This window comes from Methanosarcina sediminis, assembly GCF_052056915.1.
Taxonomy (GTDB): domain Archaea; phylum Halobacteriota; class Methanosarcinia; order Methanosarcinales; family Methanosarcinaceae; genus MTP4.
The window spans coordinates 584,427-602,199 of sequence record NZ_CP195119.1 but is presented as its reverse complement, the minus strand read 5'-3'; the positions used below and the strand labels follow the sequence as shown (position 1 = coordinate 602,199).

The window sequence follows — 17,773 nt, the reverse complement described above, 5'->3', positions numbered from 1 at the left end:
GTGGGACATGGACTCGGGAGCATTCTCTACAGTCTGCCTCTAGCCCCCTGTGAATCGACCGATATCGCCATTGTTGACTGGCAACGTCAGGACGAGACTGTTCGTACTGAAGATACGTCAGTCGCCGAACAACTAAGCCACATCCAACGTCGCGAGCGTGACATTGAGGAAGCTGTAAGAGCATCCCTCCGCGAAACACAGTTCGGAGGGTCTTTCATGACTGGAGCGGCTGGAGCGGCTGCAGGTTCGTGGAAACTTATTGATTTCGGAATTACTAGTGCGATTGGTGGTGCGCTGTCCGGTACACAGGGAAAACGCAAACTGGCGGCAGATACAACACAGAGAGTTTCCGACAGTATCTCACAAGCTACTTCGGTTATGAGGAGGCTAAATAGCACAGTGGTGGTTCAAGCATCACAGGCTGAGAAAGAGGTAATTCAAACACGCACAGTTACGAATAACAATCACTGCCATGCGCTGACTGTACTCTATTACCAAGTGTTACAGCATTACCTTGTGACCGTACGCCTCGTTGATAAACGCGATGTCATCTTCGTGAAATACTCGTACATTAACGACATTCATGACTCCCAATTCTCTCGCTCCTTATTCAATCGCTTTACGGAAGACACAGCCTTTTATTACCGTCGCATACTAAGAGAGAGCCTTCTTGATCCAGCGTTGGAGTGCGGCTTTGCTGCAATAGAGAAGTTTCTATGTGAGCGAGCGAATTTTACACGTCGCCCACCCGCGATACCCCCTTCAGATTGGGAGATTGACACGATTGTAGCTCGTTTTACGACTGGAGAATCTGGATTAGGTGAAAAAATACCAGTAGCCGTGTGGTTAGTTACGGAAGGTAGAAGCCAAGAAGTTTTGCTTCATCATGAAGGTGACTATTATTGGGTTCGAACAGCTGAGAATCTAGCTACACTATCCCTTTATCGTGTAGATTCGGCTGAATTAAGAGGATATGCTAGTGATGAAGTACGAGTAGGCGGTGGGACAATGCCAGATACTGGAACAATACCAGAAGCTAAGCCTGCTTTTTCACAGAACCAAGAGGATATATTTACATTAAGACCTGCAGATAGAATTCGATGGGGACGAATTGCTGAGATAAAAGTTAGAGTATTAAGTAGTGATTTTGATACATGGGATTTAACTCACCTTCAGATATACACATCGCATGGAGAACAAACATGGATGATTATTGATGAAGATGTGAACACAACGTTTACTCGTGATGATAGAGAATTTTATTTTCCTGCAACTGAATTAGGTCCATCTTCCCCAGCAGATTTACTGACTGGAGATGAGTATTGCTGTAAAGAGGGGCTACTCCAGCACTTAAACTACAACAAATTATATTACAGCCGTGCAATTTGGCTTGCTCAAGACCCTGAAGAACGTGCTCTAGCCTTTGAACGCTATCGTTTAGAGCTAGAACTTCCAAATCTTAATGGAGATATGATTGAAGGCCGTCTAATCGATCTAATAGAGAATCGTATCGTAGGGGTTAGTGGCGATTATGTTGCTTTTCCACTAATGGTCACGTCTCTTGCTGATGAATTCGCATCCGACCAAGAGATCGAAAGACGATCAATACATACCGAGAAAATAATTTCACTGCCAACGCGAGGTATTTTTGCAGAGGCAAAGCTCTCACATTGCAACGCTTGCGAAGAACGCGATATAACTCGCTATTGGGATTGGACTGAATCTCCCTGCCCAAAACCGCCGGAGATTGCGCCGGTTGAAGCTGGGGAGCATGAAGTTGTGAAGCCACCCGAAGGAACACCAACGACGATGCCCTCACCTGTCGTCAATATCGTCAACCCGCCAAGCATCCCTGATCCTACGGGCTTGGTAGCTGCTCTAGAGGTACTCCGTACACCCAATATTTTCCGTGATATGTCGGCTGTTAGTGAACTCTCAGACCTTCTACAAGAACTGGCGGAAGGTGCTGTGAGTCTCGTACAGGCGCGTCAAAGAGCCCAAAAAATACTTGAGCGTAGCGAGCAGGCATCAGGAAGGGAGAGAAGAACAACCAGTACAACCACGCCCAGAAGAGAAAGCCCCCAATCAATGAATGATTGGATGAGGGTGGTTGACAACGTGGTTGAGGATGCAGTTGCTGATGGATCGATGTCACGCGAGGAAGGGAATGCACAAATACGGGAATCGAGACGAAGGATGGTTGAAGAAATTGGAAGTGCACCTAGAAGCGAGACACCATCAGAGTCGGAATGTAGAATCGCCAGTTATCTCTTGACCCAAGATTTAGATAGAAATGTTTTTCCAGGTGACTACTCCTTTTCAGCTACTGACCCAGCAGTCGGAGAGCTGATTAGATGGGAGAACCGTGTACGTTACGGAGACCCTACGACCTCTACTCAGCTCATTCCACTCTGTTCTGGCACTTATCATTTTCGCTGTAAGATCTTTTACCACGTTGATCCGTCGATAAGAAGTAGAACCTTGACGTATGAGCTGCCGGAGGCAATACCAGATATCTCCATACCTGTAGAAGAGTTTGTCCCATCATTCCTCATTTTGCCGGACAGGCGCACTCCTGCCGTGCGGGTTCCAGAAGGCACACGAGGAATAAACATCGGGATTCTGGCGGAACTTCATGATGCCATCTATACAAAAACAATCAACATTAGAGAGGACGTACAAGCTGGATTATCCCAAGAGGCAACGATTCATAATCAAATAGCGACTGAAATCGGAGCAGCTATACAACAATTAGCCCAGGGTCGTATTGGGAATGTGCTGGGGATTACTAACGTTATGGGTTTAGACATACAAGGCGATTTTAGTCTTGGAGGAACTGTCAACGCAACGATAACCTATAGGTGTATACGAGATATTTCAATGAATGTCGAGCCGATCGAATAATCGTACCTACGTTGAGCGATTTTCAATTTCGCTGGATGTCCGACGAAAAAGCTGATCAGGTGAAACTGGAAATCCCGGAGGGTTTCAAATTGTGAAAGAAAACCTGACTGTAACTCCCATAAAAAACAGAAAAAAATTCATAGTGAAAAATGAATCACCTGAGATTGAATACTCTTTCAAGACTAAGTTCTAAAGCCTAGCGATAAGTAACCAATAGAACTCCTAAAAAGATCGATAATAATAGAAAAGAAGAATTTTTTGTCTAAAATCAAATAAGGGTTTGACACTTGAGAAAGCATTGCAAATATATCGAGAAAAGGATTCTATTGAGAAAATATTCGACTCGTTGAAAAACGAAATCCAGATTAAGCCATAAGAGTTTAGTCAGACGATAGAATTTATGGACCCATTCTCCTGAGACTTATTGTTCAATTGTTCATATAGTTAATGCGATATGAATTAAAGGAGATTAAAAAGAGGTCCACAAAAGTGCCATCATTGCAGTTTCTCTTTTGGCTCCTGTAGTCAGAGAGCACTTCTCAATCTGTACCCGGAATTTTTTAAGAAGTGGGCTGTCTTCTGATTTAATAAGCTTCAATCTTAACCCTGAATCACTTTTTGCAACCTCTATGATTTTATGGGCAGGTGCGGGGATCCAAAACCGCAATGGAGAAGTTCAGTTTCATATTTTGTAATTTTTCCAATAAGTAAGTACAATAAAGTTTTAATTGAATCCAGTACTGTTATTTTGTAAAAATTCAGAGAGAAAAACGCATATGAAATTCGTTGAATAACAGGCACAAAGAAATGAAAGTACATGGGTACTTTCATGCCAAAATAGAAAGGAAAAAATGCATAGAGGAGAAAACATGAAAATAATCGGAATATCATCAAGCCCGAGAGGCAAAAACAGCAGCACTTTAAAATTGCTGGACGCAGCCCTTGCCGGAGCTTCAGAGGCAGGAGCCGAAGTCGAAACCATCGACGTTGCAAAGTTAAAAATCAAATACTGCACTGCATGCAACTCCTGCCATGAAACCGGCGTATGTTCAATAAAAGACGACTACCAGATCGTAATTGAAAAACTTCTGGACGCGGACGGAATAATCCTGAGCAGCCCCAATTACATAACAAATGTGACAGCCCAGCTCAAGACCCTTTTCGACAGATGTCCTCTCGTAGTCCACGAGCAGCTCTTTGACGGAAAGTACGGTTTTTCCCTGACAACTGCAGGGAGCGGGGAGATCGATTTTGTCCTTGACATCATGAATAATTATATGATGCACTGCGGAGGCAATTTCACCGGAGGAGTGGGCTGCTCAATGGCGGAGGGCCCCTCGGCAATGGAAGCAGCAATTGACAAATCGCATGAAATGGGCAAAGACCTTGTTGGAGCGATAAAGGAGAAGAGACCATACCCTGAACAGGAAGCTGCACACGAAGCCTGGAGAGGACAGTTCAAGTATGTCATCCTTGCCAATAAAGAACAATGGACGCACAACTGCGACTACTGGACGGAAAAAGGCTGGATCTAACTTGACAAGCCAAATTTGAAGCAAAATTTGAAGCCAAAGTAGTAGAAGCCAAATGTTGGTCGAAGGACAGGAAAAGTTGGAGGGTCTGCCCTTCAACTTCTGTTTCTTTTTATTTCATGATTTCTTTTAATCTCACACCGTTTTGTTCTGATAAAGTGCTTTTTATCCGGAGTTTGCTTGTCAACTAAGTGAAAAATGGAAAATAGATAGATTCAAAAAAATAAAAAGTATAAGTACTTTGAAGCCCAAAATATTTCCGGGAGAGTTTGAACTGAAAAAAACGATCTGAAAAATGAGGAGATGCAAAAACGTGAATTTGAGGCGCAAAGAAACACTAGAGGTTACCGTAGCGTCAAAGAAATCAACGTCAAAAAAGTTAGGGTCATAGACATTTAAGAGTGGGGGAAATGTGTCACGTAGTATACTTTTAGTTTTACTTCTCATATTTTTGGGACTTATTATCCAGCCTGCTGCGGGGGAAGTCGGCGGCTGGGAAGTAATCCCTGAAAATCCGGCTGTAGGAGATGGCCTGAAGATTAGGGGGAACGCTGAGCCCGGAGAGGAAGTCGGGATTCTGGTTTCTTTTGAAAAAACAGTTCCGGTCTACCTTAGAGAGTACAGTTACGAACTTGATGGGATTGAAATCCTGGATTTCAACAACCAGGTCACTGTCAGGGCAGAAGGGGTAGAGGACCTGAACGTGGGCTGGAAAATGCTTTTCTGGAAGACGAACAGTTCCATAGCAAGGGACGGGACAGCCACCGTGTCCCATACAGGGATCCCTCCGGGGAATTACCAGTTTAATGTAGGAGGGTATGCGGAAAGGGAAGCTACAACCGTGAAGCTGAAGATCAGCGCCTTGCAAAGGGTGACTACAGGGTCCGACGGGATATTCAGCTATACATATTACACCGAATCCTTGCCTGCAGGGGACTATGAAGTGAAGGTCGGCAGTTCGGCAAAGAAGGTAACCCTGAGTCCCGCAGGGCAGGGGATTAGTGAAGGCCCCAACCCTCCCAGGCAGGGAAGCCTTACCATCCATCCGGGGGAAAATACGGCAGCAGAAAAGGACGGGGCAATAAGTGTGTCAGGGGCTTCCGTCCAGGATGAGTTCTGGGAAGGAAATGTGCCTGCAGAAGAAAAGACCCGGGAGACCGGGAAAAGCGAGGGCTTTTCGAATATCTCCTATCTGATGGCAGGAGTTCTCACGGGACTGCTCTTCCTTGCAGGGATCTCAAAGACGAAAAAAGAGACGAAAAAGGGCAAGTGAACCGATTCTTCCGTTTTATTCCGGGATCGGCCGCAAATAGCCCCCAAAATCACCCGGAGACTTGAGGGGAATTAAAAAACTTTGGCCCCAAACCAATCTTTTTTGAAAAGGCTATGCCTTTCACCCTATTTTCAAAGAACCCGCATGCAAAATAGAGAAAAATGTGAACAAAACCCGTTAAACCGCTACACTGTGAACTTTTTTTAATTTTTAAAATCCGCTCATAAGCTTTATTAAGAAACAGGACATTACAAAAAACAGAAGTTCGACGCAAAAAGTATTCACTAAGTTTTTGAGTTTTCACAAGTGTTTGATAGCTATAAGCGATCAACAGCTAAAATGATCAATATCAAGTGATCAATAGCTAGAAGTGATTGATAGGGGCCGGTTCCCGTCCGGCGTCCCCCTATCAATGATCCAACCCCACGAGATTGAGAGGAAACCCTTAAACTCTCAATCTACAGCTTTTTTATAAGGACTTGTCCATATATATCATAATCGATCAAAATTATTTGGCGCTACTGAAATATTTAATTCTTATTACTATTTTAGCGATGCTAAAAAATGTTAAGTCGGCTTTATTTTTTCCCCAGCCTTGTATTTTTCAACGCCATTGAAATTTCAGCCGGAGATCTCCGGAATGAAGCAGAACCTGAAACAGGATGAAATAAAACCTGAAACAGGATGAAATAAAACCTGAAACAGGAATGGGAAACGGGGATGAAATAGAAACTGGGCAGGAATGAAAAATAAAAAGGGAAGCTTGTCTCCCTTCAAATTACATACGCCTTGAGAGGTGGGAACCCGTTGAAACTTACGGAACTGTAGCTCTGGGTATAGGCGCCGGTGGTGAAGATATAGACTCTGTTGCCCTCTTTCAGGGTATGGGGGAAGGAATATTTGTGGTCTTCATAGAGTATGTCCATACTATCGCAGGTGGGACCTGCCAGGATTACCTCTTCGGCACAGCCCTTCTTTTCACAGTAGATGGGGTATTTGATGCACTCGTCAAGGGTTTCGATTAAGCCCCCGAACTTCCCGACGTCAAGGAAGACCCATCTGTACTGGTTGAACCTGGCTTTTTTGGAGACCATTACGACTTCACTTACGATAATACCGGCATCGGCAGTCAGGGAGCGGCCCGGCTCGATAAGGATCTCAGGCAGCTCCTCCCCGAAGTCCTCGGATAAGAAACGGTGGATTTCCCTGGCATAGGTCTCAAGGTCATTGGTCGGGGAGAGATATTTTGCCGGGAAACCTCCGCCCAGGTTAATCATCTTAAGTTTGATGCCCTTTGAGGCTGCGGCCTCGAAAAGGTATTTGCACTTGGCAATTGCACTGTCCCACTGCCCTATATCCCTTTGCTGGGAACCCACGTGGAAGGAAAGCCCGCAAGGTTCAAGCCCCAGTTTTTCAGCCTTCAGAATCATTTTGTAAATCAGGTCAGGGTGTGCCCCGAATTTCCGGGAAAGAGGCCAGTCCGCTCCGTCGCTTTCCGTGAGGATCCGGAAAAAGACCCTGGACCCCGGGGCATATTTTGAAAGCTTCTTCATGTCGCTTTCCGAATCCGTAGCAAAAAGTCTGACCCCTTTTTCAAAGGCATAGGCGATATCCTTTTCCTTTTTAATCGTGTTCCCGTAGCTTATCTTCTCCGGTTCCACTCCGAGACTCAGCAGCTGGTCAAGTTCGTAGACCGTTGCCACATCAAAGTTGGACCCTTTGTTTTTCAGGGAAAGGACTACCTCATCCAGGGGGTTTGCCTTTACAGCATAATGAATTTTTACGAAAGGCATATGCTCTATTATTTCATCGTACATCCGCTCTATCTTCTGCAGATCCACGATAAGGAACGGAGTTTCTTTATCCCGTGAAAATTTTTTGATCTTTTTGAATTCTTCCCCCGAAATAAATTCATCCAGCGGAAACTCATAAGGCTCTTTTCTCATATCTGCTCCTTTGCCACCTTTAAACTGATTTGTAATTTTTAGTATATTAGCGCTTTAAATCGATTTTAATCGATTTATAACCACTTATTTGAAATTATATGGGTATAAATCAATTTAATTAGCATTTGAGGTATATAAAATTAATTATAATGATTTATTACGATTTTAAAACCTTTAATTCAATATATATCCATTATAATTCATTATATTTTGAAATAAGTGTGTTATAATTGCTTTAAATATGATTATATTGTCTATATGACATTTTAAATCCTTATATATTTCTTAAAATTACTCTAATTGTAAAAAACATGTTTAATTCCCCTTATTGGCTCGGGGTAGCAAATGAGCTCCCCTGACATTTCAAATTAATTAATATTTAAAACAGCTGATGTTTTCGGAAGAAAAGCTGCTACGTAGTATACCCCGGGTCCAGGAACTCAGCATAGCCGGAATAGATCACGGTATTTTAGCAAATAGAATTGTTGTGCGGTATTTTAGCAAATAGAATTTGCTGTATGGCCAAAAACAAGTGCGAAAGAAAACCCTTGAAAAATACAAATTTTTTGAGGATCACTCACAAGCTTTATTTTAAATGAAAACATTACACAAAACAGGCCGTCAAAGACAAAATTGTTAGAAAAGTGGTGGATAGGAGCCCGATGTTCCCACTTTCCGGCTCCTACCAATGATCCAACCCAGGAGATTGAGAGGAAACCCTTTAACTCTCAATCTGTGATTTTTTATAAGTAACTATGAATATATATCATAATCGCATCAAATTCAATACGAGTATTGAAATATATTATTCCATTGAATATTATAAAGGTGGAATAATTTTCAACACCGTCAAATTTTCTTCGAGTTAAACCCCATACACATGAATTACTCCTGCTTTAAGGTCCTATTTTCCTTTCTGGTTTTCAGGAACACCAGTACAACACCGATGCCCACAAGAGCAAAACCGTAGGCCATAACCATGGCACTTAGCTGGGTAAAAAGGAAGAGGGCCGAGAGGGCTCCGAGGGCAGGAGGAATCGGAAACTTCCCTATACTGAGAGGGATCCTGAAAGGCCGCCTTTTCTCGGGTTCGGTGTAACGGAGCTTGATAAGGGAGAGGTTGACCATGATGAATACGATGAAGATCATGAAGTTCGAAATGTTTGCAACGGTTGCAATGTCTCTCAGGAACACGAATAGGATTGAAAACCCCACGACGCCGAAGATAGAAATCCAGGGAGTTCCGCGGGAAGGGTGGACCCGGGAAAGGATGCCGGGTAAGGAACCGGAAGCTGCCATGCCGTAGACGATTCTCGAACCCCCCAGCATCACGACCAGCACGGTATTTACCGTGGAAAAAAGGGCAATCCAGGAAAGGAGGACAAAGGCTTCACCCCCCAGGACTACGGCGGCAATTTCGGCTAGAGGCGCCCTTGAAACCCCGAGAGTCCCGTAGTCAAGTACGCTTACCGCAGCCACTGCCACGCAGACATAAAGGATGACAGTGATAAAGATTGCAAGAACCAGGGCTTTCGGGGTTGTCTTTTCAGCGTCCTTTGTCTCCTGGGCAAGCCTTACAATGTCTTCAAAGCCCAGGAAAGCAAAAAAGATGAGGGCTGAGGCTTCAAATACTCCGGCAAAACTTGTCATCTCAAAATAATCCACCGATCCCAGGAAAGGAATCCCCACATAGATTATTATCAGCAGCCCCGAAAACTCGATCAGCGTGATGAGGATTGCAAGCCGGGCCGATTCCTTGATCCCGTAAAACATAACAAACCCAAGGACCACCAGCACCCCGACCGCCCCCACCAGGTTTTCTGTCCCGAAAAGGGAACTGTAGTAACCCCCAAAACCCAGGGCAACCGCAGAAGCCGTGATAACCACCACGTAAATGATCAGCAGGCCCACAAGAAGCCCTATCTTTTCCCCGAAAGCCCTCCTGACAAATTCATATTCTGCCCCCGCCCTGGGGTACATCGAAGTAAGTTCCATATAACTCAGGGCAGAAAGGGACGCTGCAGTCCCTGCAAACAAAAAAGAAAGCCATACCAGGTTGCCTGCAAGCCCGGAGGCCTTTCCCACGAGCACGTAAATCCCGGCTCCAAGGATGCTGCCCACCCCGGTGAGCGTAACCTCTACCAGGCTCAATTCACGCTTTAATTCCGGTTCCCCTTCCACAAACAGACCCCCATATCCCCAGAAATTTCGGTCCCGGACCTGTGAGAAAAATCACTTTTTATGGAAACTACATTTGAAATTCAAGCAATTATATACCAGAGGAAACACTGTTTCTGAAAAAACAGGAGATATAAAGCGAAAACTGGAGAACTGAGGAGACAAAATCATAAACAAAAGCAAGCAACAAAGTGTCCCTGAGATCCGGAAAAATGCCTGAGCGAAAAAAGACTGGATGAAAAAAAGACTGGATAAAAAGTGCCTGAGTGAAAAAAGTCTGGATAAAAAAGAGCCTGAATTAAAAAAGGCTGAAATAGGGATTTTTTAACTTGCCTGTGGTGGAGAAAAGGAGTCTTTGTGTTCAATAGGCTTTTGACAGGGAGATGGGGAAGCTTTGCTTTCAATAGGGCTTTGACAGGGAGATAGCGGACAGTTCCCCTCCTGGCAGGCGCAGATGCTCATTGAGAGATCCGAGAGGGGGTGTCCCTTGCTCCTGCTCTCAAGTTCTTTGTACCACCCGAAAGCTGCCCTCTTGACCTCGATATCCATGGCTTTGAGGGATTTTTCAAGCCCCTTGAGCACTTCGACTGCGATTTCAGGGCTGCTCAAATCATTTGAGAGGTGGGCATAAGGATAGATCATAACCTTTTTTGCTTTCAGCATATTAAGGCGCTTGAGGACTCCTTCACTTGCATTTCCGATGACGTAACCCGGGTCATCCTCATCGGCTTTCTCCACGCAACACATGAGCAAAACACCTTCTTCCATGGAGTCTTCGACCCTATCTATAGGTTCGGCGATTGGGGTCTTTTTCTTAACCCTGTATCTAGCATAATCCACATGAATGGCAATAATTTTCATATATTTTTTCACCCGGATTCAAAAATATGGAATAACCGGAAAAACGGGAAAACGTGTATTAGAGTTGGGGATGGTGGTGGTGGGGTGGTGGGAGAAACTTATCCCCGCATTTCCCGCACGAATTCCCCGATTTTTCCGGGCGGCTGCATTCAGGCCGCGTGTTCATCCAGAATTTCCAGATCGTATTTTTCAGCAATCCCGACAAGGGAATCACCGAAATATTTTACCTGGTCCCAGGTAAGCCCGTAAGTGCTCAGTTTCCAGGCTTTCGTAGCCCCCGGGAAAATGCCTTTGATTCCCTGTTTTGCAAGTTCGCTGCTCAGGAAAAAACCCTTCTTTTTATGGGCCTGTGCAACCTTATCGAAACTGCCGGTGGTATCCACCTTGCTAAGGGCATGTTTCCGTGGGTATTCCGAGAGGACCTGACTGCCGGAAATCGAAAGTATCCGGTCTATCAGGTAGTTGGATTTGCGGAGCTCTTCATCCCAGTGCTTTACCCGTTCCCGGACAGCCGGGAAAGACGCCATCATTGAAAACAGCGTTCCGCCCATAAGGGTACATCCGAGCATCTCTACTTCCTTTATGCCGAAACGGCGGCCTGTGAGGTCCCCTTTCATTTGAGTTGTCCGAAAGACCAGGGGAGCCCATTCTTCCGTGGTTGCAAGCACACCCGAAGGGGCAACCGCTGCCATGCTCTTATGCCCGGAACCCACCACGAAATCGGCTCCCAGAGCTTTGCCGTCAACAGGCATCACTCCAACGGTATAGGCCCCGTTGTAGAGCAGGGGGATATCATAGTCGTGGGATACCCTGGCGATTTCCTTTACCTCGTGCTCATTTGCAAACTGGTAATCAAAGTGGTCTATTATGGTGATTTTCGGAATCTTACCGGTTTCCCGGATCACGGCCTCGATCTTTTCCGCGGTTGCATCCGCCGTGATAATGTTCTTTTCGTTCAGGGGAACCTCTTTTACGATCCCGCCTGCATGTTCCACGGAAAGGAATTCCGTGTAATGGGCAAGTGACGAGACAACAGCGATATCGCCCTTTTCAAGCAGGGACGAAATGACCGCCTGGAACCCTCTTCTGGCTCCCGGGATCACACGGGCCTGGTCCATGTTCAGGAACTCTGCGAGTTCCCCGTGGAAATCCGAAATTCCCTGTTCCTTTATCTTATCCAGCCTGAAAGGTTTCTTACAGGAGTCACAGGTAGAGTAGCCGTCCCCGTAAGCAATAAGAGCTTTTCTGGCCTCGACCGTAAGCCGGCCGGCGGCCTGGATAGGCTGGACATTGATACAGGCCTCTTCCCTGTCCCTTACAGGGAGGTTCCCGGGAAGGCTCAGGGGACCGGAAACGGGTGTTCCGGTTTCAAGCCCCCCGATTACCTCCTTCAACTCTGCCAGCTTTTTCTGGAATGCCTGATCTTCGGACTGATTAAGCCCCGAAGGCAAAGCACCCCTGAAAATCTCTCTTATGTCCTCCAGGGCAAATAAGGCCTCGAAGGTTCTTTGTATTCTGGGGTCCTGGTTGACCATTTTTCTACTCTACCTCCAACGGTTAAAAGCCAGAAGTGAGAATCGAACTCACATACTCCGGTCTGCAGCCGGATGCATAACCACTCTGCCATTCTGGCATACTCAAGGATTTTTTTCCGTGATTTTTCAAGCATCATATTCACAATTGTGAACAATCATCACAATTGTGATGATTACATAAATAGTTTACGCCAGAAGAGGAAATACGGCAGAACCACGGCAGGACCGATAAAAATAGAGGGTTCAGGGAGAGAGCCTCAAAATTCCGGTTATTCAACAATACATGATAATTTTTTTGAGAGGACCGGCTCGAAATCTTAAATCCCAACCCCGTACAACCGGATAAAGTCCTGAAATATGTCCCCATACAACCATAAATGGTCGCATCACGTCGTTCTTGTCCACGGGCGACGAAGGAGACCGGCCTTTACAAAACAAAAGTTTAAAAGGATAAAAAAGAAGAAAAGGCAAAACCGGGAATTTTAAAGGTAACTAAAAGAACATTAATTATTATTTCTTTTTTACTTTTTTTAGCACCACTATTTTTTGAGAGAGCCGCCAGGCAAGCTGGCAGAGGTACTTTATATCATCCGGATTTAGAATGGTTCCCGGGGACGGGCTTAAAAGGACGGAAGTTTCTCCCGCTCTCCTGTCCACAATAGCTCAGGGGACCTCAAGCATCCTGTCAAGAGCTCTTTTTGCTTTCACCCTTATGTGTTCCGGAACGGAAACCTCATACTCCATGTGCTCAAGGCTGTTCAAAATAGCTTCAAGTGTGAGCTTCTTCATGTTATAGCAAACAGCGGACCTTGAGGCATGGTAGAACTGTTTTTCAGGGAACTCGGCTTTTAATTTCTTATACAGCTCCCTTTCAGTCCCGATGATGAACTCCCCGGCTCCCGAACTTTCGACCTCCCGGATTATGCCCGAGGTGCTGCAAATGTGGTCTGCAAGGTCCAGAACTTCGGACCTGCATTCGGGGTGGGCGAGGAACTTTGCGCCCGGATGCGCCTTTTGCAATTCTTCGACTTCGGATGCCCCTATATTATGGTGGACATGGCAAAAACCTTCCCAGAGCCACACCTTTTTGTCGGTATGAAGGGCCACGTAAGCTCCCAGGTTCTTATCGGGCACAAAAAGGATTTCCCGGTTTTCAAGGGAATTTACCACGTTTACCGCGTTTGAAGACGTACAGCAAATATCGGATTCCGCCTTTACGGCCGCGGAACTGTTTACATAGCAAACCACCGCAGCCTCAGGATGTTTTGCCTTTTCAGCCCTCAGGGAAGGGGCATCGACCATATCCGCCATGGGACAGCCCGCATCCGGCACAGGTAAAAGGACCAGCTTGTCGGGACAGAGAATTGAAGCGGACTCTGCCATAAAATGGACCCCTGCAAATACGATAACATCGGCTTCCGAATCAACAGCTTTCCTGCAAAGGGAAAAGGAATCTCCCACAAAATCCGCAACTTCCTGCACCTCTCTTCGGGTGTAGTAATGTGAGAGGATAATTGCATTTCTTTCTTTTTTGAGTCTGCTTATTTCCGCTATTATCGAATCGTTTTCCATAATTTTTACCTTTTTTCACGCGAGAACTCGCCAGCTTATAGCTCGCCAAATGACAGACCTAAAACTGATAGCTAGTCAACTGATAGCTAGTCAACTGATAACTCATCAACCGATAACTCATCAACTGATAACTCATCAACCGATAACTCATCAACTGATAACTCATCAACCGATAACTCATCAACCGATAACTCATCAACCGATAACTCATCAACCGATAACTCATCAACTGAGAACTCATTAACCGACAACTCATCAACTAATGACTCGTAAACTGACAGCTCACCAATTGACAGTTTTCTTAGTGATAACTTACCCTTACTGATAATTCTCACTTCAAAAGTAACGGAGAAGGCTCATTCGTCCCAGGGTTCAAGCCCCTGCTTCCTCCGGTAATCATTTATAGCCTCATGGATTGCCTCTTCCGCGAGCATGGAACAGTGCATTTTGATAGGGGGAAGTCCGTCAAGAGCTTCTGCAACCGCCCGGTTCGAAAGAGCCCAGGCTTCTTCGATGTTTTTCCCTCTGATAAGTTCCGTTGCCATGCTGCTTGAAGCGACAGCCGCTCCGCAGCCGAAAGTCCGGAACTTTGCGTCCACAATCACCCCATCCTCGATTTTGAGGAAGATCTTCATTATGTCCCCACATTTTGCGTTCCCGACTTCTCCAATCCCGTCAGAATTTTCTATACTGCCCATGTTCCGGGGGTTCATAAAATGGTCCATTACCTTTGCACTGTAATCCATAAATCCTCAGCTTCCATAGATTTTCGTTCTCAATCATATCACTTTGATAGATCCTCAGCAGATCTGGAATTCCTCCGCACTTTGATAAGCCCTCAACAGGTCCGGTATTCTTCCGGGGTCAGGGGAGACATGTCCCGGAGCTGCTGCACAGCCTTCGGTAAAAGTTCCAGCACCCTGTCCACTTCTTCTTCGGTATTTGCTTCCCCTAGGCTCAGGCGGAGCGAACCGTGGACGATCTCGTGCGGCACCCCGCAGGCTGTGAGCACATGGGATGGCTCAAGGGAAGAGGAGTTGCAGGCACTGCCCGTGGACGCAAAAATCCCCCGGGCGTTCAGGAGGAGCAGGAGAGACTCCCCTTCAATGTATTCGAATACGACGTTCACATTATTCGGAAGCCTTTTTTCCGGGTGCCCGTTCAGGTGGGTTTTTGGGATTTTCAGGAGCCCTTCGATAAGGCGGTCTCGAAGTTTCAAAAGAGCCCCGTTCCTGGCCTCGAAATCCTGTCCTGCAATTTCGATAGCCTTCCCGAGCCCCACGATCCCGGGGACGTTTTCGGTTCCTGCCCGGCGCTTATTCTCCTGGGCGCCCCCGTGGAGGAGGTTTCCTATTTTCGTGCCCTTCCGGACATAGAGGGCTCCGCAGCCTTTGGGCCCCCCGAACTTGTGCCCGGAAAGGGAGAGGAGGTCAACGTTCATTTTCCTGACATCTATGGGGACGTGCCCGATTGCCTGGACAGCATCGGTATGGAAATATATGCCCTTCTCCGCCGCAAGCCTTCCGACTTCTTCTACCGGCTGGATTGTCCCGATCTCGTTGTTTGCAAGCATGACCGAAATCAGGATGGTATCTTTCCTGATCGCTTTTTCCAGGGCATCGAGGGAAACCAGGCCGTACTCGTCCACAGGCAGGTAGCTCACTTCAAAGCCCTCCCCTTCCAGCCATTTACAGGCGTGGAGGACAGCATGGTGTTCGATGGAAGAGGTGATTATGTGTTTTCCTTTCTGCCTGTTTGCAAAGGCGACACCCTTTATTGCCCAGTTGTCAGCCTCGGTGCCCCCGGACGTGAAAAAGATCTCCCCGGCATTCGCAGCGATTGCTCCCGCAACCTGCTCTCTTGCCTTTTCAACCGCCCGTTTTGAGATTTTCCCGAGCTCATAGATTGAAGAGGGGTTACCGAAGTTTTCCGTCAGATAAGGAAGCATCTCGGTAACAACTTCTTTTTTTAAGGCAGTCGTGGCCGAGTTATCCATGTAGATATACCTGTTATCGACAGTCAAAGTATCACCTTCACAATTGTGATTAAAACATAACAATTGTGAATATATAAATTTTGGGGTTAAGTCCGCAGCTTCTTTGCCAGGCAACTTAGAAGAAATAGCCGAAAAATAGCAGTGCAAATGGAGAAGGACGATTTTTTTCATGCCCTTCCCCCTTTTCCTGACAAATTATATATGCAGAAAGAGATAATAGTTCACAATAGTTAAGTCGAAACCGTGAGAAATAATGGAAACTCCATGTCAGAAAATCGTATGGGACCTCATCCCTGCAATAAGAGCCAGTGTTGCAATAGAACTCGTAAACAGGGGAGTATCCCAGGCAAAGGCCGCAAAAATCCTGGGGATTGCGCCCTCGGCAGTTTCCCAGTATATTTCGGGAAAAAGAGGGTATAGAATCGAATTTAAGGGCGAGACAAAAGAACTGATCGAAAAGCTTGCCCTGGACCTGATTGGGGACAGGGTGGAAGACCTCACAGCAAGGACCTGTGAAATCTGCATGAGCGCAAGAAATCTGGAAAAAGACAGCGACTGCAGTTCGTCGTGCTGATATGCGCAAACACACCCAAAAACAGGAAGCTTATTTTCCATTCCGGAGCTGAACATAGCCTTACGGAACAGTTAAACGTTTACAACCAGTAATTAAAGTAGATGGATATTTCCAGGTTCAGTTCCATTACCCGCCCAATCGATCAGAACTACCCCACAAACAGGGCAATTTCTATCCTTACTCTCTTCGCCATCTTCGCAGGTGCCGGCTTTCAGCTTCTTTCGGGAAACCCACCTGCACAGGCGCTAATATCAGGCATCCGGTCAGGGGTCTCGGTTTTTCTTGCCTGGGCGCTTGCCCGGGAACTTGACCCTGACAATGAGCTCTCGGCTTTTGCTGCAGCCTTTTTTGCATGCGTCGGATTCCTGTATTTTCCCGGACCCGAACTGCTTGCCTCAGCTTTCTTTCTCCTTTTAACCAGGATTTTGAACCGGAGTACCGGCCTTCCCGCAAAAAGCTTCGACTCCCTGGCGATACTGCTGCTTTCAAGCTGGCTTACCCTTCAGGAAAACTGGATTTTCGGAGCAGTGGCAGCTGCAACTTTCTTCCTGGACAGCAGGCTTTCGGAACCTGAGAAGCAACAGCTCTCATTCGCAGTAGCTGCAGCTCTTATCTCAGTTTTTGCACTCTTCGGGGAGCTGAAAACCGGGGCATGGGAAAGCGGATTAAGCGAAATCTCAGTTTTGCAGGAACAGGGTTTACTTTTGGTCATACTTATTTCGGCAATCCTCTTTGCGGCGCACATCCTTGCTTCCCGCAAAATAAAGTCAAAAGGCGATCGGAACGGGCTTCCCCTTGACCCCGGAAGAGTTCGGGCTGCGCAGACCACGGCATTAGTGGGCGCCTTTGCGCTTGCAGCCCTTGAGGGAGTGGAAGGGGTAGAGTACTTGCTGCCTTTATGGAGTGCTGTGGCCGGAATTCCCCTGTATGCCTTTTTGAAGCTGATCCGGGATCATATATAATAGAAGCCCGGGAAATTCAGATTTATCCCGATCGGAAGCCGGAACCGACTGTATATATCCTGATAAACCAATAATTCAGACAGTCCTGCACTATTCAGTTGATGTTGTTAAGTCGAATAAAAGCAATGGATGGCTCTAAATTCTGGACCAATACCACGTACAACCGGAAAAAGTCCTGAAATATGTCCCAAATAAGAAGAAAATACAAAACCGAGAATTTTAAACACAGCTAAAAGAACATTAATTTTTATTTCTTTTTTACTTTTGTTACTTCTTTGAGAGGGCCGCCAGGCAAGCTGGCGGAGGCTTTCAAATCTCTTCGCGGGAAAAAAAGGTTTACCGGGTCAGGTGAGATAGAGCAAATTAAAGGTTTCCCGGACTAACCAGTTCCCAGACTAACAAAAACAATATCAACCTAAGAGTGGAGGAGCAACTATTTT

Annotated in this window: 13 protein-coding genes and 1 pseudogene; 6 read left to right on the top strand and 8 right to left on the bottom strand. The window is 46.1% G+C overall.

What is annotated here, in order from left to right:
* Positions 1 to 216: 216 nt before the first annotated feature.
* The 4 genes and pseudogenes from ACSAZK_RS02535 (at position 217) to ACSAZK_RS02520 (ending at position 5,709) form a co-directional block, all read left to right on the top strand.
* Positions 217 to 2,904, top strand: coding sequence for a hypothetical protein (locus ACSAZK_RS02535; RefSeq protein WP_440955860.1), 2,688 nt, complete (start codon positions 217 to 219; stop codon positions 2,902 to 2,904).
* 118 nt (positions 2,905 to 3,022) lie between these two features.
* Positions 3,023 to 3,345, top strand: a pseudogene (locus ACSAZK_RS02530) (IS1634 family transposase); the annotation flags it as partial.
* A 428-nt stretch (positions 3,346 to 3,773) separates the two neighbouring features.
* Positions 3,774 to 4,439, top strand: a complete 666-nt coding sequence (locus tag ACSAZK_RS02525; protein ID WP_440955859.1) for a flavodoxin family protein — start codon at positions 3,774 to 3,776, stop codon at positions 4,437 to 4,439.
* Positions 4,440 to 4,848: 409 nt separating this feature from the next.
* On the top strand, positions 4,849 to 5,709 hold the full coding sequence (locus tag ACSAZK_RS02520) for a hypothetical protein (protein ID WP_440955858.1): 861 nt from the start codon (positions 4,849 to 4,851) through the stop codon (positions 5,707 to 5,709).
* 773 nt (positions 5,710 to 6,482) lie between these two features.
* Here ACSAZK_RS02520 and ACSAZK_RS02515 read toward each other — a convergent pair.
* The 8 genes from ACSAZK_RS02515 to nifS form a co-directional block, all read right to left on the bottom strand.
* Positions 6,483 to 7,550, bottom strand: a complete 1,068-nt coding sequence (locus ACSAZK_RS02515) for a type III PLP-dependent enzyme (protein WP_440955857.1) — start codon at positions 7,548 to 7,550, stop codon at positions 6,483 to 6,485.
* A gap of 990 nt (positions 7,551 to 8,540) precedes the next feature.
* Entirely contained in the window at positions 8,541 to 9,836 is a 1,296-nt protein-coding gene (locus ACSAZK_RS02510) for an APC family permease (protein WP_440955856.1), read from the bottom strand.
* 321 nt (positions 9,837 to 10,157) lie between these two features.
* Positions 10,158 to 10,694: a threonyl-tRNA synthetase editing domain-containing protein gene (locus ACSAZK_RS02505; protein ID WP_440955855.1), complete on the bottom strand. Its 537-nt coding sequence runs from the start codon at positions 10,692 to 10,694 to the stop codon at positions 10,158 to 10,160.
* A gap of 149 nt (positions 10,695 to 10,843) precedes the next feature.
* Complete coding sequence (gene pscS / locus ACSAZK_RS02500; protein WP_440955854.1) at positions 10,844 to 12,229, bottom strand: O-phospho-L-seryl-tRNA:Cys-tRNA synthase; 1,386 nt, start codon at positions 12,227 to 12,229, stop codon at positions 10,844 to 10,846.
* Positions 12,230 to 12,892: 663 nt separating this feature from the next.
* The gene (gene nadA / locus ACSAZK_RS02495; protein ID WP_440955853.1) at positions 12,893 to 13,801 is read right to left on the bottom strand and encodes a quinolinate synthase NadA; all 909 of its coding nucleotides are present in this window, start codon (positions 13,799 to 13,801) and stop codon (positions 12,893 to 12,895) included.
* A gap of 86 nt (positions 13,802 to 13,887) precedes the next feature.
* Positions 13,888 to 14,136 carry a hypothetical protein gene (locus ACSAZK_RS02490; protein ID WP_440955852.1) on the bottom strand — a complete coding sequence of 83 codons (249 nt, stop codon included), beginning with the start codon at positions 14,134 to 14,136 and terminating at the stop codon, positions 13,888 to 13,890.
* Between the two features lie 21 nt (positions 14,137 to 14,157).
* The gene (gene nifU / locus ACSAZK_RS02485) at positions 14,158 to 14,547 is read right to left on the bottom strand and encodes a Fe-S cluster assembly scaffold protein NifU (RefSeq protein ID WP_440955851.1); all 390 of its coding nucleotides are present in this window, start codon (positions 14,545 to 14,547) and stop codon (positions 14,158 to 14,160) included.
* Between the two features lie 92 nt (positions 14,548 to 14,639).
* Positions 14,640 to 15,797: a cysteine desulfurase NifS gene (gene nifS / locus ACSAZK_RS02480; RefSeq protein ID WP_440957084.1), complete on the bottom strand. Its 1,158-nt coding sequence runs from the start codon at positions 15,795 to 15,797 to the stop codon at positions 14,640 to 14,642.
* A 253-nt stretch (positions 15,798 to 16,050) separates the two neighbouring features.
* On the opposite strand from nifS, the gene ACSAZK_RS02475 reads away from it, so the two are divergent.
* Complete coding sequence (locus tag ACSAZK_RS02475; RefSeq protein ID WP_440955850.1) at positions 16,051 to 16,371, top strand: transcriptional regulator; 321 nt, start codon at positions 16,051 to 16,053, stop codon at positions 16,369 to 16,371.
* A gap of 101 nt (positions 16,372 to 16,472) precedes the next feature.
* Positions 16,473 to 17,333 (top strand): hypothetical protein, encoded by an 861-nt coding sequence (locus tag ACSAZK_RS02470; RefSeq protein ID WP_440955849.1) that lies wholly within the window; start codon positions 16,473 to 16,475, stop codon positions 17,331 to 17,333.
* Positions 17,334 to 17,773 lie beyond the last annotated feature (440 nt).

Excerpts from the sequence above, each read along its gene's own strand:
- ACSAZK_RS02535 (WP_440955860.1), top strand. The coding sequence starts at position 217 with ATGACTGGAGCGGCTGGAGCGGCTGCAGGTTCGTGGAAACTTATTGAT.
- ACSAZK_RS02525 (WP_440955859.1), top strand. The coding sequence starts at position 3,774 with ATGAAAATAATCGGAATATCATCAAGCCCGAGAGGCAAAAACAGCAGC.
- ACSAZK_RS02505 (WP_440955855.1), bottom strand. The coding sequence starts at position 10,694 with ATGAAAATTATTGCCATTCATGTGGATTATGCTAGATACAGGGTTAAG.
- pscS (WP_440955854.1), bottom strand. The coding sequence starts at position 12,229 with ATGGTCAACCAGGACCCCAGAATACAAAGAACCTTCGAGGCCTTATTT.
- nadA (WP_440955853.1), bottom strand. The coding sequence starts at position 13,801 with ATGGAAAACGATTCGATAATAGCGGAAATAAGCAGACTCAAAAAAGAA.
- nifU (WP_440955851.1), bottom strand. The coding sequence starts at position 14,547 with ATGGATTACAGTGCAAAGGTAATGGACCATTTTATGAACCCCCGGAAC.
- nifS (WP_440957084.1), bottom strand. The coding sequence starts at position 15,797 with ATGGATAACTCGGCCACGACTGCCTTAAAAAAAGAAGTTGTTACCGAG.
- ACSAZK_RS02475 (WP_440955850.1), top strand. The coding sequence starts at position 16,051 with ATGGAAACTCCATGTCAGAAAATCGTATGGGACCTCATCCCTGCAATA.
- ACSAZK_RS02470 (WP_440955849.1), top strand. The coding sequence starts at position 16,473 with ATGGATATTTCCAGGTTCAGTTCCATTACCCGCCCAATCGATCAGAAC.